Genomic DNA, 22,536 nt, shown 5'->3' with positions numbered 1-22,536 from the left:
CCCTTTCCCCATGCCCCATGCCCCATGCCCAATCCAAGATTTTACTGCCGTCTACAGCGGAGATGGTTTAAGCTAGCTGAAAGATTCTTTGATTAGTGGCTTAGAGGCGGTAGTGTGCCTAAACATTTTTATTTTATTTTTCTTGTGGGTGTCTGTAGTTTGTGGAGTGTACCAAAAGCCGCTAACGGGCAGGCATTAATACCCCATACACTGCAACTAGATGCAGCAAAGCTAGAAAAGCAGGGGTTGACTTTGGCGCAGGAAGCGGCTCAGTTAGCTCAGTTTCAACAGGTTGATTTAGCTTTGCCACGAGCGCGGCTGGCTGCTCAATTAGCTCCGAATAACGATAAAGTATTGTTACTCTTGGGTGGATTGCAGTTACAAACCAAAGAGTTTGACGGAGCGATCGCCACCTTAAAAAAAGCTCAATCTCTCAATCCCAAAAATGCTGATATTCTCTTTGCTATAGGATCGGCTAATTTTCAACAGCAAAAGTACCAGGAAGCTGTTGTGAATTACCAAGACGGTTTGAAGTTAAAACCTAATGACCCAGAAGGATTGTTTAATTTGGGTAATGCTTACTTTTTGTTGGGTCGATTTCCAGATGCCATTGCTCAGTACAATCAAGCTGTGACTCAGGATAAAAAATTCTGGCCGGCTATTAACAATATAGGTTTAATCAACTACGAACAAGGTGATATTTCAGGAGCCATTAAGCAATGGCAATCGGCTGTCAAGCTTGATAAACAAGCCGCAGAACCTCTACTAGCTTTGGCAGTGGCACTCTATACCAAAGGCGATAGCCAACAAGGACTCAGCCTTGGAGAAGCCGCACTCCGCATCGATCCGCGCTATGGTAGTTTGAATTTTCTCAAAGAAAATCTCTGGGGCGATCGCTTACTATCTGATACGAAAAAATTCCTAGAATTACCTCGTATTCAATCAGCTCTACAACAAGAGGGAAGCTCATCAGTTTCTGAACAACGGCCTACCAAATAGGACTGGGGAGATGGTAACGCCTTGGGAAAAGGTTAAAGGGAAAAGGGAAAAGGAATAAATTTAATCTTTGCCCTTTTCCCCTTACCCCTTTCCCTTTCCCCTGAAGCCTCTTCTGTCCAATGCCCCATGCCCCATGCCCAATTTTTATTACCACTTGCCGAAAAGCACCTGCTTATAGTACATATATACTTAATTAAACATAGGAACTAATCGGTCAAAAAGATTATTGAGTGAGTATTGTGGAAATCAGTGGCGATGTATTCAGTCTTTGTCTGTGGGTAGCAGTGTGATGATTTGCTCAACAAACTGTTGATGGTCAACAACTGGTTTAGAAATGTAACCATCAGCACCACTTTGCTTGAGAAAGTTCTCGCGATCGCCTTCCATAGCGTGGGCTGTCACCAGAATAACTGGTAAATTTGCAGTTTTTGGGTCTGATTTCAACATTTGTGTAATCTTGATGCCATCAACAGACTTGCCTTGATAAACACTTCTTGAAAGAGAAACGTCCATCAAAATCAAGTCTGCTTCTCCAGATTGGGCAATTTTTATGACTTCTTCCACATTTTCGGTGTGTTTGACACCCAAGCCGCCGCGCTTGGACAAAATTTTGGAAAAAACACGAGCATTAATGAGATCGTCTTCGACAATTAAAACGGTTTTCATGAGAATTTTAGTTATGGAGGTGGAGAATTCAAAAATCGGTCTTGGACAATTTTGAGCGCTAACCATATCCTTTGGGATATTGCTACATCTAGCGGCGACCATAGGAGAAGTTCTGAACTCAGCCAGTTACAAAATTTTGGCAAAATTCAAAATTATTGTGGAAAGTTTGAGCCACTTTATTGTATTGATATCCTGGTTTGTCTGGTTTTGGGGTTCCTATAGATTTTAACTGGCGTCTGTTTGTCTTTGAGTTGGGCACAGCCATCACCAAGGTTCGCTCATACTTTGCCCAAAATTTCAAATTAAGAAATGCAATCATGGTAAATATCCTGGCTACTAAATGTATGTAGATTATATTCGTCTGCCTTCTTTTTAATAGTCAATCAAGAGCCTCGTCATCAAGGATGATACTACTGCTTTTTCTTATCTGACTATCAAAATTTTGTCAGTAATCCCATTTCATCCGTTATGCTGTGGTAGCTGGAATATTGAGTTTCATCGGTTTTTGTGTAGTTAAATTTCAGGGAAAAAACTCATGGCAAAACAGTTAAACCTTCTCTCAACGGGACAGGTCATTACAACAGCCCTGCACACGGAGATGCAACGGTCTTACTTAGAATATGCCATGAGCGTGATTGTCGGGCGAGCGTTACCAGACGTGCGTGATGGCTTAAAACCAGTGCATCGCCGCATTCTGTACGCAATGCACGAACTTGGTTTGCTACCGGATAGACCTTACCGCAAATGTGCCCGTGTAGTGGGTGATGTGCTGGGTAAATACCATCCCCACGGGGATCAAGCGGTTTACGATGCATTAGTCAGACTGGTGCAGGAATTTTCTAGCCGCTATCCTTTACTGGCGGGACACGGTAACTTTGGTAGCGTTGATAATGACCCACCAGCTGCAATGCGTTATACAGAAACGCGCCTTGCGCCTATTAGTCATGAGGGAATGCTGGCAGAAATTGGCGAAGAAACGGTGGAATTTGTTGGCAATTTCGATAATTCCCAGCAAGAACCAACAGTTTTACCTGCTCAGTTGCCATTTCTGTTGCTTAATGGCTGTTCTGGTATTGCAGTGGGGATGGCGACGAATATTCCGCCCCACAATTTAGGGGAAGTAGTTGACGGGTTGATTGCTTTAATCGACACTCCGGATTTGTCAGATGAAAAGTTATTCGAGTTAATTCCAGGGCCGGATTTTCCCACTGGCGGCGAAATAGTTGGTCAATCGGGAATTCGCGAGGCTTACACCACAGGTAAAGGTGGAATTGTGCTGCGGGGACTGGCGACGTTGGAGGAAATTCCCGCCACCAGGGGAAGCAAGCGACGAACGGCAATTATTGTCACAGAATTGCCGTATCAAGTGAATAAAGCAGGATGGATTGAGAAGGTCGCAGACTTAGTAAATCAAAGTCGCTTACAGGGAATTTCCGATCTGCGGGATGAAAGCGATCGCGAAGGAATGCGAGTGGTAATTGAACTCAAACGCGATACTAATCCCCAAGAAGTTCTGCAAAATTTATATCACCAAACTGCTTTACAAAGTAATTTTGGCGCAATTCTGTTGGCAATAGTTGATGGACAACCCCGCCAGTTGAGTTTGCGGCAACTTTTACAGGAGTTTTTAAGTTTTAGAGAGCAAACTCTCAACCGTCGCTACAGTTATGAGTTGGAGAAAGCCCAAAGCCGATCGCATTTGGTGGAAGGTTTGCTCAAAGCTTTGTCTAATTTGGATGCAGTAATTGAAATTTTGCGCCAAGCTGCTGATGGTAGTACCGCCAAAATCAACCTTTGCAGCCGACTGGATTTGACTGAGGTACAAGCAGATGCAATTCTAGCTATGCCGTTGCGCCGCCTCACTAGTTTAGAACAGCAAAACTTACAGCATGAATTTGAAGAACTCAGTCAGCAAATTGATTTATTACAAAGATTATTGAGCGATCGCCACGAATTACTCAAGGCACTGAAAAAAGATTTGCGATCGCTCAAGCGCAAATACAGCGATGCCCGACGGACGAAAATACTAGAGGAACCAAAGGGTACTGTAGCACCGGAACTCAAGGGCAGAGGGGCAGAGGGGCAGAGGAACAGAGGAACAGAGGAGGATGAAGAAAGCCTCAAACCCTCTGAACCTGCACAGGAAGCGATTTTAGAGTTTACTCAACGCGGTTATGTACGTCGTATTAATACATCTGGGAAAAAGTCAAAAATTGAAAATGGTCTGCACGACAATGATTTTCTGATCCAAACTGTATTGACCGATACAGATAAGGATTTACTAATATTAACCAATGGCGGTAAAGTCTACCCTGTGAAGGTGGGAGAAATTCCCCCGACTACTGGGCGTTCTCCACGGGGAACACCACTGATTACTATGCTCAGCAATACTGCTCAAGGCGCTCAAGAAGATGTCATTAGCCGCTTTTTACTACCGACAAATTTTGAAACTAGTCAAATAGTTTTGCTCACCAAACAAGGACGAATTAAGCGTTTGGCTTTGGAAGAATTCACGAATTTGACTCGTCGCGGCATCACGATTTTGAAGCTCAAAGATGACGATCGATTGTCATTTACTCAGTTCACAATTCCAGGAGAACATCTGATTTTAGCTAGTTCTGGTGGGCGAGTATTGCGATTTGCCGTTAACGACGAACAACTACCAATCATGGGTCGCACAGCAATGGGTTTACAAGCATTTCGATTATTGAGAAACCAGCAAATGGTCGGTTGTGTGAATGTCAGCAAAGATGACCAGCTATTGCTAGTGACTCAAGAAGGATATGCTAAGCGAATGATTGCCAGTCAGTTAAGAGCAGCTAATCGAGGGGATTTAGGCACGCAGGCGCTAAAATTCACCAGCAAAACTGATAATTTAGCTGCTATGCTCAAGGCGATGCCTTCGGCGGGCTACGCCAACGCCTCTAGCGAAGTAGCCCTAGTGACAAACAAAGACCGGGTAGTGCGGATACCTGTGGAAACAGTGCCTATTTTAAGCAGAGATGTCAAAGGTGAAAGCATCATCCAACTCAGTCGAGATGAGAAAATTATCACCGTGGCTGAAGTCCGGGCTTAATTAACCGAACTCCAAAAAATAAGTTATTCCAGTTAATGAGTTGACTGTTGACGATTCACAGTCAACAATCTTCTATGGAATTTTTACTTGGAAGTCCCTAAGGTGATGTTTAACTTACGACAAGCTAACTTGCAGGACTTAGAGACGCTGGTTCAACTGCGTCTCGAACTTCTGCGTGAGGTGGGTAACATCAAAGTTGATTGTGATAACACAAACTTAGCTAAAGCAATTAGAAAATATCTTGGCGAAAAAATACCGTCGGGTGAGTTTTTAGCTTGGGTGGCTGAAGTCGATAGTCAAATTGTTGCCACTAGCGGTTTGGTATTTTTTCAACGACCTCCTTCTAATGGTAATCTCTCAGGCATAGAAGCTTACGTTATGAACGTTTATACAATTCCAATGTGGCGAGGACAGGGAATTGCTACAGCAGTGTTAAAGGAAATTATTACGTTTGTCAAAACAACTGAGGCAAAACGCCTCTGTCTTTACGCCACTGAGGACGGCAAACGTCTGTACGAAAAGCTTGGTTTGATCTCGACTACAAAAGAAATGGAAATCGTTTGGCACTAATAAAAAATCAAGCAACATCAAGAGTGAGTGTGAACACAGATTGAGCAGCAAGCATGTTCCTCTACCACTTCTAATACCAATTCACCAAAATATTGATTCACATACAATAATTTGTACGGGCGAACGGCTGTACCCTGCGGGAAGGCAGAGCCTACGCCCCTACGCTTACGCCACACTTGTTGCCAATTAATTGTATTTAAATCATAGTTAATACATATGATTTTAAATTGAAATTCTTCTTTAGACTTCTAAGAGAAGTGGGGAAAAGGTAAGGCTTAAAGAGTAAAGGGCAAATAAAAACCCTTTCCCCTTTAACCTTTTCCCTTTCCCCCCTCTTGCAAAAAAGAGGTCTTTTTTAAAAGCTTACAGCTATCCATAATTGGTGAAATGTTAAAATAATTGATAAATACTTTCAATTATTTTTGGTAATTTACTAACAGTCTTGAATAGTTATATCGAAAGATGGATGTTTTGCTGGCTGTAAATTTACTATCCCATTTAATGTCAAGATATTGCAACAAAAATACAATAATCGTTGTTTTTATTAAAATATTTGTTATATTAGTTTACGTAAGGCAATAAAAATTAAAAATATATTTTGGAGTGTCAACCATGACAAATGCAACCACAACAAAAGTCACAACTCCCGTTGTTGAAGATCGTAATGCTTGGCGTTGGGGCTTTACTCCACAAGCAGAAATTTGGAACGGTCGTTTAGCAATGATTGGCTTTTTAGCAGCAGTACTAGTTGAACTTTTTTCTGGCCAAGGTTTCTTGCACTTCTGGGGCATTCTTTAATACCATTTTGGATTTTAGATTGAGAATTTCTTTTTCATGAAGGGTTCTGCAAATCTATTTTTCAAATTGGTATGAGTTCTAATATCTAAAATGACCCATAAATAAAAAACCTGGAGTGATTACTCACTACCAGGTTGTTTATTTGTTTTTCATCAGCCATTTGTGAGTTTATTCACTAATGACTATTGATAAATAACTTTTGATTAACGAATATATTCCTTGAGAACGCTGTTGCGATTTGGGTGACGTAACTTGCGGAGTGCCTTCGCTTCAATTTGACGAATTCGTTCGCGAGTGACGTTGAAAATCTGCCCAATTTCCTCAAGAGTCTTCATCCGTCCATCATCTAAGCCGTAGCGGAGTCTGAGAACATCGCGTTCGCGGGGGCTGAGACTATCGAGGACTTTTTCTAGGTCTTCGCGCAAAAGATTTTTGGAAACTTGATCTTCTGGTGTTTCGCCATCGGACTCAATAAAATCGCCCAATCGAGAGTCTTCTTCTTTCCCAATGGGCGTTTCTAATGAAATAGGTAACTGGGCTGATTTAGCAATAAACCGCAACTTCTCAATGGTCATTTCCATACGAGTGGCGATTTCTTCTTCTGTGGGTTTGCGACCCATTTCTTGAGATAATAATTTGGTGGTTTTCTTAATTCGAGAAATGGTTTCGTAAAGGTGGACTGGAAGGCGAATTGTACGGGATTGATCGGCGATCGCGCGGGTAATTGCTTGACGAATCCACCATGTAGCGTAGGTAGAAAATTTATAACCCTTTTCGTGGTCAAACTTTTCAGCGGCCCGAATCAAACCAAGACTGCCTTCTTGAATTAAGTCTTGGAATGACAAACCACGATTCATGTATTTCTTAGCAATTGAAACTACAAGACGCAAGTTAGATTGCACCATCTTGTCTTTCGCTCTGCGTCCAACGTGCAGGCGATAACGGAAAGCTGGTAGTGGCAGTTGCACGGCTTCTGCCCATTCACTATCACGAGGATCGCGATCTAACTGTTCTGAAAGTCTTTCCCGTACCCTCTCTAATTCGAGCAAATCAGCAATTTTACGGGCTAATTCAATTTCTTCATCTGCCCGCAATAAGCGAATTCTACCAATCTCTTGCAAGTAAAGCCGAATCGAATCTTCTGTGTAATGCTTTTTCTTGCTTTGTGTGCGACGACGCGATTTAGCGGCTTTTCCAGACTTTGCGTCGTCCTCATCAGACTGAGGCTCTAAAAACTCATCGTCACCCTCATCGATGATCAGCAAGTCCTCTTCATCGTCTATTAAGAGTTCTTCTAACTCGAGCTCAGGCTGATTCATTATTTCTAGGTCAGGCTGATATATGCTTTCGAGTACGTTGTTAGCCTGGTTCATGCCGCGTTCCTCATGCTCCTTGCAGAATCAATTACTCAAGATGTGTTTAATGCTCTTTGAAACGAGCTTGTTGACAACCGAAAATAAGCTTTTTGGCAGATTTACCAGAGATATTTTCGGCATTTTGCACCTCTTTTGGAGGGCTTTTTACTTTAGCTTAAGCCACTACTAAAAGGTGACTTTCTCAATGAAAGTAAATGTCATATGTGTTGCTATTACACATATTTTTTGAATGACTGGTCTTAAAAACAAGACTCACCCTTACCAAAAACTTGCCATTCGATACAAACAAATTCAAACTCTTGGCAGATTTTCGTAGTAAAGACTGTTCCGATTGTAGCCTGTTTCACAGAAATTGCACTCTATTTTGTGTATCGCTCATGAATTTATTAAACAAGTGTTAGCCACTTTTACCAAAAAGACATTAAACACGGGAATTACACCCTTAAATATTTTGTACACCTTTCGGAATTGCAGTGGTTCTTTGATTACGTTTAAAAGTTAAGTACACTTTGTTTTGCTCAATTTCATGTATTTTACACAACATTAATTACTGAGAAAGAGTGCATTGTTATGTTAACTCAGGTGAAAAGTCTTAACCTACCTATTTTACATTTCCTTCATAAATCATTGAGTCCTTGGATCAAAGTGGGTTTTTCCTATGAATAAATACAACAACAGTGGTGTTACTTGCCTGAAACCAGTTAACTTTTTGCGTAATCATTACCTGAACTAAGGAGTTGAGGTTGTCGCAGAATCAACGCGATCGCATGTCGCTTTCGGTTTAACTAATTTGGCCTTATTCACACGTTAGCGCACTGTGGCGATTTCAGCCTTATGAAACTTGACAAACTCTTCTTATTGTATACAACGATATTTTAATCAATTCAAAAATGATTTGCCCTGAAAAATCGTCGATCTTAGTTTAGCGAAGGCAGAAGTACATTGAATACATGCCACACAATAGCTATTTTCAGGGACGTACATGAAGATATTAACAAGTTTTCAATCAGATGATGTTTGTTCAGACTGGGCATTTGGCTGAGCAAAAAAACTCAAAGATTTACCTGATGACTTAGTCAAGAAGCTTTTTTAGGTAAAGTATTTGTGATCGTAAATACTTTTAATTCAGTAAAGTCTTGTCATTTTGTCATCTAATTATGAGAAACCCTCAAGATACTTATTAAATCTTGTTTGATAGATGATATTTAGTTATGTTATTCAAGCATAACAAATGTGTTTCTCGCTGGTGGGCACAATTAATCAGCGAGTCAGAGCCAAAGGCGTTACGCTGCTTATCTTCCAACAAAGTTGGTAATTTTACGGACATTCTAACATTGATTTTTTTAAATCTTCACAATAAGTCAAATTATATGATGAGTTGCTAACTGAAAAAATAGAGTTTTTTGTAGTATATGTATTAATGAAATATAATTTTTCTGAGTTTGAATATGTCATCTGCCGAAGCTTGAAGACAAGGGGTTTTTCTTTATTCCCCTTGTCCGAATAAAAATCAAGTAGGCTTTGAGAAAAGATGTATTTGCTTTCTTGAACTACCGTGGCGTTGGGGTAGCATTGAGACTTGCGGGAAAATTGGGTGGGAGAATTACCCGATCGACTATGTGAACGATGCCATTGCTAGCTGGGATATCAGGCTGAGTTACTTTAGCGTTGTTGACGGTTATAGTTTTAGTACTGGGATCGACTGTAATTTTTACGGGAGTACCCTCCACAGTTTTAACTTGTCCAGATGTTAACTCTTGGGAGGTAATTCGGCTTGGTATAACGTGGTAAGCCAAAAGTCTGACTAATTGTTGCTTGTTAGCAGGTTGTAAAAGTCGATCTAAAGTACCTTTTGGTAAAGCAGAGAAAGCCGCGTCAGTAGGTGCAAAAACTGTGTAGGGGCCTGGTGTAGTCAATTGTTGATTTATGCCAGCGACTCCCACTGCTTTGATGAGAGTTTGAAACTGTCCCTGAGCTGCGGCTGATTTTGCCAGTTCTGCTAAATTTTGGTTAGCAGCCGGAGTTTGTGTCAGGGGAGAAGGAGTTGTTATGGGGGTTTGGGTAACCGGAGGAATAGTTGCTGCGGGAGTTTGGGTAACTGGAGGGAGAGGAGTTGTTGTAGGAGTTTGCGTGACAGGCTCAGCGCAAGCAGACAAAGCAACTAAACCAGTGATACCAACAATATGAAAAAATATTTTTCTGACTATGCCTTTAGTCGCTTTCATAATTTTGTCTAAAATTCAGTTGAATAGGCTATTGGGGACTTCCAAGTTAAAAAAATTTCATAGAAGAGTGTTGACTGTTGACTGTGAACCGTCAGCAGTCAACAGTCAACGACTATGTTTGTTTATTTTTTGAAATTCCCTTATTAACAATAATTAATGAATTGATGACTATAGTCACTTATCTAACGACATACTTTGTAGTCACAAAAAATCTCGATAAAAAATAATATTGAGTAATTGGAGACTTATTAAGTAAAAAATATTTCATTGACAGTGTTAAATGTTGAGTGTTAACGGTTTACAGTCAACGGTCGGAAGCTGTTGTTTATTTTTTAGAGTCGCCCCCTCAAAGTTTGTCATCACCCAAAAGAGGTAATAGAAATTCCAAATTCACCTATGAAGAAAGCCGATAATTAGAATGATGTAAATAATTAAAGGTTTGTAGGGAGGACTTTAGTCCTTATTAGAGGACTAAAGCTGACGGGGCGACAAAAAAGGCTATGATGCTTTCTGAAAATCTCGAAACATTTCTTCAATATTAAATCTTTTTTTACGCTTTATGAGAGTGCTTTGTTAGTAGCACGAAATGAACCAACTCGGTAACATACATATTCGTGGAGCACTCGCGGTATATATTGGTGACACTCAAAGCGCGATCGCAGCTTTTGAGTCTGCGGCAAACCTGGAACCAGATAACGTCGCTCACTGGCTGGCATTAGGGTATGTACACATCGAAACATAGGATGCAATTCCAGCTTTGCGAGCTTTTGATGCGGTTTTATCACTCCACCCCAACGTTCTGGTTCTTGATGCTGCTTTTATGAGGAGCCAGTTAGAGACAAAAGACTCTTACTCGAAAAATTCAGAAATCTAACTCTTGAATCGTCTTAAAGGTATAGGACGGAGACACCGATTCTAATCAATCTTACTTACAACAGAGGATGATTCAAGATGAGCAACTCGCCATCAGGAAGACTTTGGGCTATCCAAGAAAATGGAGTTTGGGCACGTTGGGCACCAGAGCATAATCGCTGGGATATCTTCAGTGAAAAAGTCTCGGAAATAGCTGCTGACCCTTCTACGCCGAGTGCTTCTTACTTCATTAATTAATCCAGATGGCAGTGTCCACTGGTGCCATGTCGATGGTGATGTCAACCAAAACTTTCCTGGCATAACTGCCAAGGCAATTAGTGTAGGTAAGTAATAAACATTATTCAGGGAGACAAACAGACGCTCTCTGACCGATGTATCTCGTTCAATCTCTCTAGCAATTCGTTAACAACTTATTGAGCTAGGAGATGGTCTGATTAATAGAAATGCAAATGGCGATTGTTGAACAGTAATTTCAAGATAATTACACCGTAATCACCTGTTCTCAAAGATATTCAATGTAGCTGTATGTAGCCTGAAAAATAGTTACTTTTATCTCGAATTTACGGAAGGAGAAAAATGGCAGATATAAACGTTGAAGCATTGAAAAACTTTGCAAATAGTAAGGCAGAGAAAAAGCTGGTAGCGGTTGATAAAGATTTGGCTCAAGCAATCCAGAATCTGCTAAAAATTAGTAAATACTATACCGGAGAAATGGACGGTATTGTAGGGAATGGAACATTAGATGCTTTCGCAAAATACAAACAAGAACATTGGCTAGAGTATCCTGATACACTGGGGCCAACCACTGCATCATCGCTGCTTGAGATTTTAGAAAAGCATCAGGGAAGTACGGATCAACCGCAGCCAAGCAGTGGGTCACAAAGTAGTAAGACAGGGCAATCAATGAAGTTGCCATCAGGGAAAATTGTCTATTCTGACGAGCGCATTATTGACACTATCCCTTTGACATGGGGCGAAGTCACAGCCAAATGTACTAGAGTTCCTGAAAATAAACAAGTTGTTGATAATATTGAAAAAATTGCTCGTGTTTTTGCAGAAGTTCGTGATAAATACGGCTCTCCCCTGGGCGTAACTAGCGGCTATCGTCCACCAGCAATTAATCGCCAAATTGGAGGAGCAAGAGCAAGTCAACACATTACTGGAAATGCTCTTGATATCTATCCTACGGATGGAAACTTAAAGCGATTGTATGAAGTGTGTAAAGCAATTCCAAGCGTAGTCGGCTTAGGCTCAGGAATGCATAGAGGTTTCGTCCATATCGATGCTCGTCCAGGTGGTCGCACTTACTGGAATTATCCATAGGTTTTCATCTGAATGAAGTCACTGAAATTTAAGGGCTTCATCTGACGATTTTTTTAGTACAAACGCACGGGCTAACTTCAGCTCACCCTTTACTTTGCAAAGAAAAACTCTCACTTTTTTGTTCAATTCAGGAGAAATATCATGTCTAAAAATCAAATTCAATTCATTTCGTACTGTGTCAATGTTGGCTACAAAGTAAGTGGTAATTCAAAAACTTATCCATCACTAGATAATGATTTAGATGATATGAATGAGAGAATTGCTCATTTGGGTGAAGTACTCGCACTTATTAAAACTAAGCCAGAGGTAGATAAGAATAACAATACTAAGAAAATTTTCATGATTCCAGAGTTTTTCTTTAGAGGTAAAAAAGGCTACTATTTAATAAATAATATTAAGCTAGGAGAAGTATCTACTAACAAAACATATCCAGATTATCTTGTGAAGATGCTGCAATCAATATTTCTAAATAATGGTTTGAAGGATTGGATTGTTATATGTGGCACTTCAGTTTATGGGTGGCATGAGGAGAATGCGACATACGTTTACAATTGTTCATTAGTTCAAGAAGGAAATTATACTGATCCAAAAGATGCCTATAAAGTAGCACATTTAATTCAGAAGGAGTTGAAGTCAAACATAGACTTTGTGGAAGGTAAAGACAATTCATTCCTTCATCTTGAGCGAATGTCATCTTTTTTACCAACAGAGCAGCAAGAAAAGGAATTTGACGGCAGATCTATTTTTAACCTCCTCAGTATTCCAGTTAAAATTGGGCTTGAAATTTGTCTAGATCATGCTATAGGAAGACTAAAAAATAGAACTAATCTAGAAGAAAGAAAAGATATAAAAATCCAACTTATTCCTTCTGCTGGTATGACTATCAGAAACGAAAGTATCGTTGTTGCAGATGATGGATATGTGTTTAATTGTGATGGACTTAATAGTAATATTCTTGATCCTAAAACAGGGTTTGAAAAGAAAGATACTCACCTTATTAATCCGGATTCTGAGTTTCACAGTCAACTTCTTCACAAAAAATCTTCGGATTATCTTAATCTTCCTCCATTAAATACTTTAGAAGTTAAATTTGAAGGAAATTTGGTAAAAGCTCAAAATTTATTTAATGGAAAATATGGCCAGGTTTACATATATCCACCACAAGTCATTTAAAGTGGGCATTTAACCCATTTCCATCAAGGGCGAGCGTATTCCCCAATGCGACTCGCCATCCCACCTTAAAGGAGCATATCAAGATGAGTACAAGGCAAATTAATGCAGAAGGATTAAAGTTAATTAAATTTTTTGAAAAGCTATATCTTAATGCTTATCAAGATGTAGTAGGCGTTTGGACAATTGGTTGGGGATGCACAGAAGGCATCCGTTCTGGTATGACAATTACCGAGACTCAAGCTGAGGAAATGTTAAGAAAAGAACTCTCAAAATTTGAAGCAGCGGTAACTAATACTGTCCAAGTTGAACTTAATGACAATCAATTTGCAGCTTTAGTTGCTTTTAGTTACAACGTCGGTGTTGGTGCACTCAAAGAATCTACGCTTTTAAAGCTATTGAATGAAGGCAAATATCAAGAAGCTGCGGATCAATTGTTGCGTTGGGACAAAGCAGGAGCTAAGGCATATTTAGGTTTATCTCGCCGCAGGAGAGCGGAGCGATCGCTCTTTTTAAGCAAACCTTGGGAATGGGCTAAAGATTGGAACCCTGGCCAAACATCAGAATCCAGCAGATTGTTGCAATTAGCTCAATCTGGTGAACTAGTTAAAGGGGATGATGTCCGCCAACTTCAGCAAGCCCTGATTGCGGCTGGATTCACTCTTCAGGCTGATGGCGTTTTTGGAAAAGGTACTGCTGAAGCTGTCAAGAAGTTTCAAGAACAGCAAGGTTTACCTGCTGATGGTATTGCCAACGCGAAGACTTTGGCAACATTAGGCATTAATTCTAAAGCCTCGTAAAACCACGAAAGCTTTACAGAATGGACATTCTAATCTGGAACTAGTGTGTGGAAATGCTACCGCATCAGACACAGCGAAATCAATGGAATGTCCAAAAATTTCTTTTAGGTAAAAAAACGTACTCGTATTTATACCCCTCTTCTATCACTTTCCGGGATAAGCAAGTGAACAACAGCGATCGCTCAATTTAAGTCCCGACCACTTGAGACGGGTACTTAAAAAAAGTGGATCATTTGGAAATGAACGAGAAAAAGTCATAAAGGTAAACAAGACCTCGTATTACATAGTTTCACAGTAGACTTCTTGCAGAAGTCGGGAAAACGGAAAGGGGGGCCCCTCTGGGGATAAGGGGCAGGGAAGGTTTCAAATACATCCCTTACCCTTTAACCTTTTCCCAGACCACAAGAGAAGTTCATACTGCTTATCCGAACCGTATTGGGTGTGTATCTGTCACAAACATTTTTGAAATCGGTATAAACTGCAAAATTTTCCTTGAAATGAACCTGGAAAAAATAGCAAGAAGCTAAAAATAATGGGTAATAGATAGAAAAATCTATTACCCATTATGAGAGCGACAAATTATTCAGAGTTGTGAGAAAAAATTGAATTAGGGACTTGTAAGTAAAAAAATATTCCATTGCTATTGTTCGCCTTTGACTGTTGATAGTTCACAATTAACAGTCAACAGTCAACTTTGAAAGCGGAATAATTTATTTTTTACAGTTCCCTTAAATATCTAAATCCGTAAAGTTGAGTTTAGAACCATAGGTTTCAATGAATTCTCTTCTGGGTGCGACACGATCGCCCATTAAAATAGTAAAAATGCGATCGGCTTCGGCGGCGTCTTCAATTTCGACTTGTTTGAGTTTGCGAGTTTCTGGGTTCATTGTAGTATCCCAGAGTTGTTGTGGCATCATTTCACCCAAACCTTTGAAGCGTTGGATGGTGTAGTTGGCGTTGGCTGGAAATTTGGCGATTACTTGGTCTTTTTCGCGATCGCTATAGCAATATTCATGATTGCGCCCCCGTTCTACCTTATATAATGGCGGACAAGCAATATAAATAAAGCCTTGTTCGATGAGCGATCGCTGATAGCGATAGAAGAAAGTTAACAACAAAGTCCGGATGTGCGCTCCATCTACGTCAGCATCAGTCATGATGACTATGCGGTGATAGCGCAGTTGGGTAGAATCGAATTCCTCACCTTTGACACCTAAACCAAGTGCTGTAATTAACGCTTGAACTTCGTTATTTTTATAAATTTTGGCGTCGTCGGTTTTTTCTATGTTGAGGATTTTACCACGTAGAGGCAAGATAGCTTGAGTGCGGCGATCGCGTCCTTGCTTGGCACTTCCACCTGCTGAGTCGCCTTCCACGATGAAAATCTCTGATTCGCCGGGATCGCGAGAACTACAGTCTGCCAGTTTACCAGGTAATGGTGAAGATTCCAGTACAGATTTGCGTCTGACTAATTCCCGTGCGTGACGTGCGGCTTCAGCAGCTTTAAAAGCTTGGATGGCTTTATCTAAAATGGCATCAGCGACACCAGGGTGAAATTCTAGGTACTCGGTGAGGACTTCTCCCACCAAAGAATCGACAATTCCCCGGACTTCAGTGTTACCGAGTTTGGTTTTGGTTTGTCCTTCAAATTCTGGGTCTGGGACTTTGACAGAAATTACCGCCGTTAAACCTTCGCGGACGTGTTCGCCACTGAGGTTGGCTTCATTTTCTTTAATTTTATTGCGCTTGCGGGCGATGGCATTTAATGTGCGAGTCAAAACAGCTTTCAACCCTTCTAAGTGCGTACCACCATCCACCGTGCGGATATTGTTAGCAAAGCCTAACACGTTATCCGTATAAGCATCAGTACACCACTGTAAAGAAACTTCCACTTGGACGTTATTCCGTTCCCCTTGGACGTAGATAATTTCCTCATGTAGTGGCTGCTTTTCGCGGTTCATGTAGGCAATATACTCTTTAATGCCACCCTTGTATTCGTAGGATTCTACCTTTGGTGTATCGCTTTTGAGTAATTCTAGACGGTGGTCAGTAAAGGTAATTTTAACGCCAGCATTCAGATACGCTAATTCCCGTAGGCGACCTGATAAAGTAATGTAATCAAACTCGATACCAGTGGTAAAAATTTGGATATCTGGCTTGAAGGTGACAGAAGTTCCAGTTCTAGCTTCTTTATAAGACTTAACTTGCAAATCCGTAACTGGTGTGCCCCGTTCATAGCGCTGAACATGAACCTTTTTATCTCGCCAAACTGTAACTTCTACAATTTCAGACAAGGCATTAACGACGGAAATACCAACCCCGTGCAATCCTCCAGAAACTTTGTAACCACCGCCGCCAAACTTACCTCCGGCGTGCAGTACGGTCATCACAGTTTCCAAAGCTGATTTTCCGGTTCGCGAGTGAGTATCTGTAGGAATACCGCGACCATCATCTGTTACAGTTACAGAACCATCAGCGTTGATATCCACCTCTATATGGGTGCAGTAACCCGCCAAAGCCTCATCAATAGAATTGTCCACCACCTCGTAAACTAAATGGTGGAGTCCTCGCGGCCCAGTAGTACCGATGTACATCCCTGGTCGTTTGCGGACGGCTTCCAGACCTTCCAGAACTTGAATCTGATCGGCACTGTAACTGCTCGTCATGTAAATTCTCCTGATGCGTGGGGTTTAATTCGCCGAAAGGCAAATAAAAGTAAAAACACTCCAAAATTTTAACACAAAAGCCTTGCTGGCGTCTGTAGGGCATTTTCAAGAGAAGTTTATACAGGGGTTGCAGTCCTGTGGGGGAGTGGGGAGATAAGCGGGATGAGGAGGTAGGGGAAAGGTTAAAGGGTAAAGGGAAAAGGGATAAATTTAACCTTTCCCCCTTACCTCTTTCCCTTTTACCATTCCCTGGAAAGTCCTGTTTGGCTCATACTCCATTCCCAATGACTAATGACTAATGACTAATGACTAATGACAAAATTAATTGTAATTTGTGGGGCGACGGCAACAGGTAAGTCAGGGTTGGCTTTGGCTTTGGCAATGCGGTTGGGTTCTGTAATTCTCAGTGCTGATTCTCGTCAAGTTTATCGTGAGTTTAATATTGGCACGGCTAAACCAACTGTGGCAGAACAAAAATTAGTAGCGCACTACTTAATAGATATCTGCAACCCGATAGACACGATGACAGTAGCAGACTACCAACAACAAGCGCAAGCCCTAATTAATTGTTCCTCATCTCCCTTATCTCCCCCTTCTCCCTCATCCCCCCCACTCTTCCTAGTTGGAGGTACTGGTTTATACATACGTTCGATTGTGCAAGGAATGAAAATTCCTCGCGTGGCACCACAATATGAATTGCGATCGCAACTTGAATCTCTAGGACAAAATCAACTTTATGCAATGTTACAACAAGTCGATCCTGTTGCTGCACAAAAAATTCATGCCAATGATTCGGTGCGAACTTTACGAGCTTTGGAAGTATATTATGTAACTGGAATTCCAATTTCAGAACAGCAGGGTGAAAATCCGCCAAATTATCCAATTTTACAAATTGGGTTAGATTGTGATGTTGAAAAATTAGAGGCTCGTATTCAACAGCGTACTGAACAAATGATAGCAAATGGTTTGGTTACTGAAGTGGAATATCTATGTCAAAAATATGGCGCTGATTTGCCTTTGTTAAATACTTTGGGCTATCAAGAAATCAAGCAATATTTAGCTGCGGATATTTCCTTGGATGAAGCGAAAGAATTAACGGTTTTGCATACAAGACAATTTGCTAAGCGACAACGCACATGGTTTCGAGCATATCAACAAATCGAGTGGTTTGATGCGGACGATCCTGATTTATTAGAAAAGGTTTGGCAGCGAATAAATGAGTTTATCAATTGTAGAAATTCATGATATTTTTTGGAATCGCGCAAAGACGCAAAGTTTTTTACGTCTTTACAGCGAATGTCTTAAAGAGTGTCGGGATCTACGCCCATCGCCCGCAGCTTCTCTGCTAGTAATTGGCTACGTTGTTCTGCTTGTTCAGCACGTTGTCGTTCCTGTTCAGCACGTTCATCTCCAGTTGGTAGAACAGTTCCATTTTGGTAGCACCAGCGTAACCAAGTATCTTGTCTATTTTCAAATTCACCTTGCCATAGAGTTATACCTAAACCAACTTGTTCTAACCAAGTTTCTGAAGTTTCAAAGTAGCGTGTTCCTCTAAGTTCATAAACATGCAATATTTTTTCTGCTAATTGCTGATTCGGGTCATATACGATGTAGTAACTAGCCCGCATGTGTTCATAAATTTTCAGCTTTTTGCCCAGTTCATCACCTTCTTTATTTGAGACAATTTCAAGCACGACTTCTGGGGCCTTACCAAAACGCCAAACCATATAACAGCGATTTTGTTTTTCCCACCAATTTTCAGATACTTGCACATCCAAGCTGAGAAAAACATCAGGTACAATTGGGGGTTGAAGGTCTGTGTAGTAAATGGCCACATTAGCTTCTGCTAAAAAAGTTTGGTTTTGTAGAGAACTGTAAAGAGAACTTATTAAAAGGCGTTTGTATTTTGCTGCGGCAAAATTATCTAAAGTGTCATTTTCGGTAACTAACAGGTTGGCATCTGGCACATAGTAATCATCATCATTGATTAGAAGTTGCTCAACCATGATTTTATCCAGTATTTGAGAGCGTTATTTCTAGGTTAATCCATTGGAAGTGGGAGAGTATATTGACTCAGTATTTTATAGTGAAAAATTGTGAGGATTAGTCATCAATGGAATGTTTTTCAGAACTTGTGAAGCTTTCTAAACTACTAAATAATTTCAAACAACCCTGGTTTGTAGCAGGGGGATGGGCGATAGATCTTTTTATAGGAGATGTAACTAGGGTACATAAAGATATAGAAATCGCAATATTTAGGAAAGACCAAAGCATCTTACAAGAATATTTATTTGGCTGGGAATTTACTAAAGTTGTCAATGGAAAAATGCAGCCTTGGAATAAAGATGAATGGCTAGAGTTACCAATACATGAAATTCATGCTCATAGTAAAAATACCTTTTTTTCGGAACTAGAAATTCTCTTGGATGAGTCTTCACACAATGAATGGAGATTTCGGAGAAATTTTGATATTGCGTGTCCATTATCAAGAATTCAGTTACATTCTGATATCAATGTACCGTTTCTGGCTCCGGAAATTGTACTGTTATACAAAGCCAAGAATCCCAGGTCTAAGGATGAAGATGATTTTCATCGTGTACGCAACTTACTGGATGAAGAACGTCAAGTTTGGCTCAAGCAGGCAATAATGGTGTGTCATCCTGGACACCATTGGCTGACTGAACTTCATGTTAGCGGAAGATGAAATGCGATCGCCTTTTACTCCTCATCAACTGCTATTCTTGCAACAATGGTAATTACAGCCCAATCAAGCTTAAACATCTACCTTTAATTGTAAAAACCTATGCTTACCCAAGATAAAAAACAACGTAACTGGAAACCCATTATCAAAGCATTCGAGGCTGTACTTGGCAAAAATGGTGTAGTGCAACGCCGCGAAGAACTTATTACCTATGAATGTGACGGTTTAACTGGCTATCGCCAACGTCCGGCTGTGGTGGTGCTACCCAGAACTACAGAACAAGTTGCCGAAGTTGTGAAAATATGCAACCAATATTCTATTCCCTTCATCGCACGGGGTTCTGGAACAGGTTTATCTGGCGGGGCTTTGCCTTTGGAAGATTCGGTTCTAATTGTCACTTCATTAATGCGGCAAATCCTCAGCATTGATTTGGAAAATCAACGCACAGTTGTACAACCAGGAGTGATTAATAGTTGGGTAACACAAGCTGTTAGTGGTGCTGGTTTTTACTACGCTCCCGATCCTTCCAGTCAAATTATTTGCTCTATTGGGGGAAATATTGCCGAAAATTCCGGTGGGGTACATTGTCTTAAATATGGTGTAACTACTAACCACGTTTTAGGATTAAAAATTGTCACGCCCTTAGGGGAAATTGTTGATTTAGGCGGACAAATTCCAGAAATGCCCGGTTATGATTTAACTGGTGTTTTTGTTGGTTCTGAAGGCACTTTAGGAATTGCGACAGAAATTACTTTGCGAATTCTTAAAAGTGCTGAATCAATTTGTGTGCTGCTGGCAGATTTCACTAGTATTGAAGCTGCTGGGGCTACTGTTTCTGACATCATCAGCGCTGGTATTATTCCTGGCGGCATGGAAATGATGGATAACTTTACTATTAATGCTGTTGAAGATGTTGTTGCAACTAATTGTTATCCCCGCGATGCTGCTGCTATTTTACTGATAGAAATTGACGGTTTAGAAGTAGAAGTTACAGGCAATAAACAGCGAGTTACTGAAATTTGTAAAAAGAATGGTGCGCGGAATGTGACTTCTGCTAGCGACCCAGAAACGCGGTTGAAGTTATGGAAAGGACGTAAAGCTGCTTTTGCTGCTGCTGGAAATTTAAGCCCAGATTATTATGTACAAGATGGTGTAATTCCCCGTACTCAATTACCTTATGTGCTGCATGAAATTGGAGTTTTAAGCGAACAATATGGTTATCGAGTTGCTAATGTGTTTCACGCTGGTGATGGCAATCTTCATCCACTAATTTTGTATGATAACTCTGTGCCTGGAGCATTAGAAAAAGTAGAAGAAATGGGAGGAAAAATTCTCAAGCTTTGCGTCCAAGTTGGTGGTAGTATTTCTGGGGAACATGGCATTGGTGAAGAGAAAAAGTGCTACATGCCGCAAATGTTTAGCCAAGTAGATTTAGAAACCATGCAATGGATAAGGCAAGTTTTTAATCCTCAAGGTTTAGCAAATCCTGAAAAAATATTCCCCACACCGCGAACTTGTGGTGAAGCCGCAAATGCATCTCCCACCAAGCAATTTCATGGCGTGGAAAGATTTTAAAAAACAGTGATGTCGAATATAAAAACTTTATAAAAGACTCCACAGATAAGGGCATGGGGCATAGGGCATTGGGCAGAAGAGACTCCAGGGGCAGAGGGAAAAATTCATCTCCCCATTCGCAATAGGGTTCGGTTAAAGGGGAAAGGGGAAAGGGGAAAGTTTTCAAATACATCCTTTACCCCTTACCCCTTAATCTTTTCCCAGACCACAAGGGAAGTTCATACTGCTTATCGGAACCGTATGCCTCCTTTTTTGTAGTAAATTTGACTGAATTCTGAGTTCTGAATTCTGAATTCTCAATTCTGATATTTAATCATCATTTATTCATATATTCCGGAGAATTAGAATTTAATTTCGTAGTTATATATAGTATTGCGATCGCATTTGATAACGCTGACAAATGAATCAGGTTGCACGCCGTTTTTTTGCTTACTTTCTGTGTTTGGGATTAGTAATCACCATAACAGTTTTTTCACACTCTTCAGCTTTAGTTTCTTCTCAAAAAACAAGTCCTTTAAGTACAGAAATTCGGGGTGTTTGGCTGACTAACGTTGCTAGCGGTGTATTGTTTGTTCCTTGGGGTATTAATCGCGCTCTCAATCAATTATCGGCTCTCAACTTTAATACAATTTATCCTGTAGTTTGGAACCGAGGACATACTTTTTATCAGAGTGCTGTAGCGAAAATGACCACAGGCTCAGATACTCAACCTTTACTTAAGTTTATGCATGTTGGACAAGATGTTTTAACAAAGATTGTCAAACTTGCTAAAAACAAAGATTTGAGAGTCATTCCCTGGTTTGAATATGGGTTTATGACGCCCCATTATTCAGAATTAGCAAGGCGTTATCCCGACTGGTTGACAAGTGGGCAAAAAGGCATAAATTCTATTGAAAATACCCCACCAGAAGAAATCGACAATGGCTTACTAAATAAGCAAGCTTGGCTAAATCCTTTACACCCACAAGTGCAAGAATTTATCCAAGGGCTAATTGTAGAAGTAGTTACAAATTATGATGTCGATGGTATTCAACTGGACGATCATTTTGGGATGCCCGTACAGTTTGGTTACGATCGCTTCACCACTGAACTTTATCAACAAGAACATCAAGGCAAAAATCCTCCCAGCGATCCTTTTAACTCAGAATGGATGCGTTGGCGAGCAGACAAAATTACTGATTTCATGGCAGAAATCTATCAAGCTGTCAAGGCAGTGAAGCCGAAAGCTAAAATATCTTTGTCTCCCAACTACCACGCTTTTGCTTATAAATACTACTTGCAAGATTGGGAAGATTGGGTAAAAAAAGGTTTAGTGGATGAGTTAATTTTGCAGGTATATCGAAGTGACAAAAACTCTTTTATCGCTCAACTCGAACAACCATCTGTAAAATTAGCTCAAACTTTGATTCCAGTAGCAATTGGTATATTATCTGGAACAATGCAAAATCCAGTAAAGATAACTCAAATTCAAGCGCAGGTGCAAGCAGTACGCGATCGCAATTTTGACGGCATCTCCTTTTTTTACTGGGAGAGTCTATGGGGTTACATCGTACCCGAATCACCACAACAGCGACGCAAAGCTTTTCTTGACATGTTTAATTGAAACAACAGGGACTGGGCAAAGGGGAAAGGGTAAAGAGGAAAAGAAAGATCCCTCCCAATACTTGTCGGGTTTTGGGGGAAAGGGAAAGGGGAAAAGGGAAAGAAAAAACCTTTAA

General features: G+C 40.5%; 18 protein-coding genes. 13 read left to right on the top strand and 5 right to left on the bottom strand.

Annotated elements, in window-relative coordinates:
- Positions 1 to 114 precede the first annotated feature (114 nt).
- On the top strand, positions 115 to 999 hold the full coding sequence (locus GNE10_RS14070) for a tetratricopeptide repeat protein (RefSeq protein ID WP_185565712.1): 885 nt from the start codon (positions 115 to 117) through the stop codon (positions 997 to 999).
- 261 nt (positions 1,000 to 1,260) lie between these two features.
- On the opposite strand, the gene GNE10_RS14065 is transcribed toward GNE10_RS14070, so the two are convergent.
- On the bottom strand, positions 1,261 to 1,665 hold the full coding sequence (locus GNE10_RS14065) for a response regulator (RefSeq protein WP_185565711.1): 405 nt from the start codon (positions 1,663 to 1,665) through the stop codon (positions 1,261 to 1,263).
- A 535-nt stretch (positions 1,666 to 2,200) separates the two neighbouring features.
- Between GNE10_RS14065 and gyrA the strand changes: the two genes are divergently transcribed.
- From gyrA to GNE10_RS14050, 3 genes are all read left to right on the top strand, one after another.
- Complete coding sequence (gyrA, locus tag GNE10_RS14060) at positions 2,201 to 4,741, top strand: DNA gyrase subunit A (RefSeq protein WP_185565710.1); 2,541 nt, start codon at positions 2,201 to 2,203, stop codon at positions 4,739 to 4,741.
- Between the two features lie 105 nt (positions 4,742 to 4,846).
- A complete protein-coding gene (locus GNE10_RS14055; protein WP_221642842.1) occupies positions 4,847 to 5,311 on the top strand; it encodes a GNAT family N-acetyltransferase in 465 nt (154 codons plus the stop codon).
- A gap of 612 nt (positions 5,312 to 5,923) precedes the next feature.
- Positions 5,924 to 6,109 carry a chlorophyll a/b-binding protein gene (locus GNE10_RS14050; protein WP_185565708.1) on the top strand — a complete coding sequence of 62 codons (186 nt, stop codon included), beginning with the start codon at positions 5,924 to 5,926 and terminating at the stop codon, positions 6,107 to 6,109.
- A 203-nt stretch (positions 6,110 to 6,312) separates the two neighbouring features.
- Here GNE10_RS14050 and rpoD read toward each other — a convergent pair whose 3' ends face one another.
- On the bottom strand, positions 6,313 to 7,482 hold the full coding sequence (gene rpoD / locus GNE10_RS14045) for an RNA polymerase sigma factor RpoD (protein ID WP_012412585.1): 1,170 nt from the start codon (positions 7,480 to 7,482) through the stop codon (positions 6,313 to 6,315).
- Between the two features lie 1,553 nt (positions 7,483 to 9,035).
- Entirely contained in the window at positions 9,036 to 9,710 is a 675-nt protein-coding gene (locus GNE10_RS14040; protein WP_185565707.1) for a fasciclin domain-containing protein, read from the bottom strand.
- A 586-nt stretch (positions 9,711 to 10,296) separates the two neighbouring features.
- On the opposite strand from GNE10_RS14040, the gene GNE10_RS14035 reads away from it, so the two are divergent.
- The 5 genes from GNE10_RS14035 (at position 10,297) to GNE10_RS35940 (ending at position 13,876) form a co-directional block, all read left to right on the top strand.
- Positions 10,297 to 10,452 carry a M48 family metallopeptidase gene (locus tag GNE10_RS14035; RefSeq protein ID WP_185565706.1) on the top strand — a complete coding sequence of 52 codons (156 nt, stop codon included), beginning with the start codon at positions 10,297 to 10,299 and terminating at the stop codon, positions 10,450 to 10,452.
- 209 nt (positions 10,453 to 10,661) lie between these two features.
- Positions 10,662 to 10,820: a hypothetical protein gene (locus GNE10_RS14030; protein WP_185565705.1), complete on the top strand. Its 159-nt coding sequence runs from the start codon at positions 10,662 to 10,664 to the stop codon at positions 10,818 to 10,820.
- 339 nt (positions 10,821 to 11,159) lie between these two features.
- Complete coding sequence (locus tag GNE10_RS14025; RefSeq protein ID WP_185565704.1) at positions 11,160 to 11,906, top strand: D-Ala-D-Ala carboxypeptidase family metallohydrolase; 747 nt, start codon at positions 11,160 to 11,162, stop codon at positions 11,904 to 11,906.
- 141 nt (positions 11,907 to 12,047) lie between these two features.
- Positions 12,048 to 13,079, top strand: coding sequence for a hypothetical protein (locus GNE10_RS14020; RefSeq protein WP_185565703.1), 1,032 nt, complete (start codon positions 12,048 to 12,050; stop codon positions 13,077 to 13,079).
- An 83-nt stretch (positions 13,080 to 13,162) separates the two neighbouring features.
- The gene (locus tag GNE10_RS35940) at positions 13,163 to 13,876 is read left to right on the top strand and encodes a glycoside hydrolase family protein (protein ID WP_185565702.1); all 714 of its coding nucleotides are present in this window, start codon (positions 13,163 to 13,165) and stop codon (positions 13,874 to 13,876) included.
- A 728-nt stretch (positions 13,877 to 14,604) separates the two neighbouring features.
- On the opposite strand, the gene gyrB is transcribed toward GNE10_RS35940, so the two are convergent.
- On the bottom strand, positions 14,605 to 16,542 hold the full coding sequence (gene gyrB / locus GNE10_RS14010) for a DNA topoisomerase (ATP-hydrolyzing) subunit B (protein WP_185565701.1): 1,938 nt from the start codon (positions 16,540 to 16,542) through the stop codon (positions 14,605 to 14,607).
- Positions 16,543 to 16,854: 312 nt separating this feature from the next.
- Between gyrB and miaA the strand changes: the two genes are divergently transcribed.
- Positions 16,855 to 17,787 carry a tRNA (adenosine(37)-N6)-dimethylallyltransferase MiaA gene (gene miaA / locus GNE10_RS14005; protein ID WP_185565700.1) on the top strand — a complete coding sequence of 311 codons (933 nt, stop codon included), beginning with the start codon at positions 16,855 to 16,857 and terminating at the stop codon, positions 17,785 to 17,787.
- Between the two features lie 56 nt (positions 17,788 to 17,843).
- Here the strand turns inward: miaA and GNE10_RS14000 are convergent, their stop codons facing one another.
- On the bottom strand, positions 17,844 to 18,548 hold the full coding sequence (locus GNE10_RS14000; RefSeq protein WP_185565699.1) for a Uma2 family endonuclease: 705 nt from the start codon (positions 18,546 to 18,548) through the stop codon (positions 17,844 to 17,846).
- A 107-nt stretch (positions 18,549 to 18,655) separates the two neighbouring features.
- On the opposite strand from GNE10_RS14000, the gene GNE10_RS13995 reads away from it, so the two are divergent.
- From GNE10_RS13995 to GNE10_RS13985, 3 genes are all read left to right on the top strand, one after another.
- Positions 18,656 to 19,246, top strand: a complete 591-nt coding sequence (locus GNE10_RS13995) for a nucleotidyltransferase domain-containing protein (RefSeq protein ID WP_185565698.1) — start codon at positions 18,656 to 18,658, stop codon at positions 19,244 to 19,246.
- 99 nt (positions 19,247 to 19,345) lie between these two features.
- The gene (gene glcD, locus GNE10_RS13990) at positions 19,346 to 20,818 is read left to right on the top strand and encodes a glycolate oxidase subunit GlcD (protein ID WP_185565697.1); all 1,473 of its coding nucleotides are present in this window, start codon (positions 19,346 to 19,348) and stop codon (positions 20,816 to 20,818) included.
- Between the two features lie 400 nt (positions 20,819 to 21,218).
- Positions 21,219 to 22,421 carry a glycoside hydrolase family 10 protein gene (locus tag GNE10_RS13985; RefSeq protein WP_099071101.1) on the top strand — a complete coding sequence of 401 codons (1,203 nt, stop codon included), beginning with the start codon at positions 21,219 to 21,221 and terminating at the stop codon, positions 22,419 to 22,421.
- Positions 22,422 to 22,536 lie beyond the last annotated feature (115 nt).

The sequence above is a fragment of the Nostoc sp. 2RC genome (assembly GCF_014222165.1).
Lineage (GTDB): Bacteria > Cyanobacteriota > Cyanobacteriia > Cyanobacteriales > Nostocaceae > Nostoc > Nostoc linckia.
This window is presented reverse-complemented; position numbering and strand designations above follow the sequence as displayed.

Bases quoted from the DNA above. Each gene is read 5' to 3' on its own strand.
- GNE10_RS14065 (WP_185565711.1), bottom strand. From the start codon at position 1,665: ATGAAAACCGTTTTAATTGTCGAAGACGATCTCATTAATGCTCGTGTT.
- gyrA (WP_185565710.1), top strand. From the start codon at position 2,201: ATGGCAAAACAGTTAAACCTTCTCTCAACGGGACAGGTCATTACAACA.
- GNE10_RS14055 (WP_221642842.1), top strand. From the start codon at position 4,847: ATGTTTAACTTACGACAAGCTAACTTGCAGGACTTAGAGACGCTGGTT.
- GNE10_RS14050 (WP_185565708.1), top strand. From the start codon at position 5,924: ATGACAAATGCAACCACAACAAAAGTCACAACTCCCGTTGTTGAAGAT.
- rpoD (WP_012412585.1), bottom strand. From the start codon at position 7,482: ATGAACCAGGCTAACAACGTACTCGAAAGCATATATCAGCCTGACCTA.
- GNE10_RS14040 (WP_185565707.1), bottom strand. From the start codon at position 9,710: ATGAAAGCGACTAAAGGCATAGTCAGAAAAATATTTTTTCATATTGTT.
- GNE10_RS14035 (WP_185565706.1), top strand. From the start codon at position 10,297: ATGAACCAACTCGGTAACATACATATTCGTGGAGCACTCGCGGTATAT.
- GNE10_RS14030 (WP_185565705.1), top strand. From the start codon at position 10,662: ATGAGCAACTCGCCATCAGGAAGACTTTGGGCTATCCAAGAAAATGGA.
- GNE10_RS14025 (WP_185565704.1), top strand. From the start codon at position 11,160: ATGGCAGATATAAACGTTGAAGCATTGAAAAACTTTGCAAATAGTAAG.
- GNE10_RS14020 (WP_185565703.1), top strand. From the start codon at position 12,048: ATGTCTAAAAATCAAATTCAATTCATTTCGTACTGTGTCAATGTTGGC.
- GNE10_RS35940 (WP_185565702.1), top strand. From the start codon at position 13,163: ATGAGTACAAGGCAAATTAATGCAGAAGGATTAAAGTTAATTAAATTT.
- gyrB (WP_185565701.1), bottom strand. From the start codon at position 16,542: ATGACGAGCAGTTACAGTGCCGATCAGATTCAAGTTCTGGAAGGTCTG.
- miaA (WP_185565700.1), top strand. From the start codon at position 16,855: ATGACAAAATTAATTGTAATTTGTGGGGCGACGGCAACAGGTAAGTCA.
- GNE10_RS14000 (WP_185565699.1), bottom strand. From the start codon at position 18,548: ATGGTTGAGCAACTTCTAATCAATGATGATGATTACTATGTGCCAGAT.
- GNE10_RS13995 (WP_185565698.1), top strand. From the start codon at position 18,656: ATGGAATGTTTTTCAGAACTTGTGAAGCTTTCTAAACTACTAAATAAT.
- glcD (WP_185565697.1), top strand. From the start codon at position 19,346: ATGCTTACCCAAGATAAAAAACAACGTAACTGGAAACCCATTATCAAA.
- GNE10_RS13985 (WP_099071101.1), top strand. From the start codon at position 21,219: ATGAATCAGGTTGCACGCCGTTTTTTTGCTTACTTTCTGTGTTTGGGA.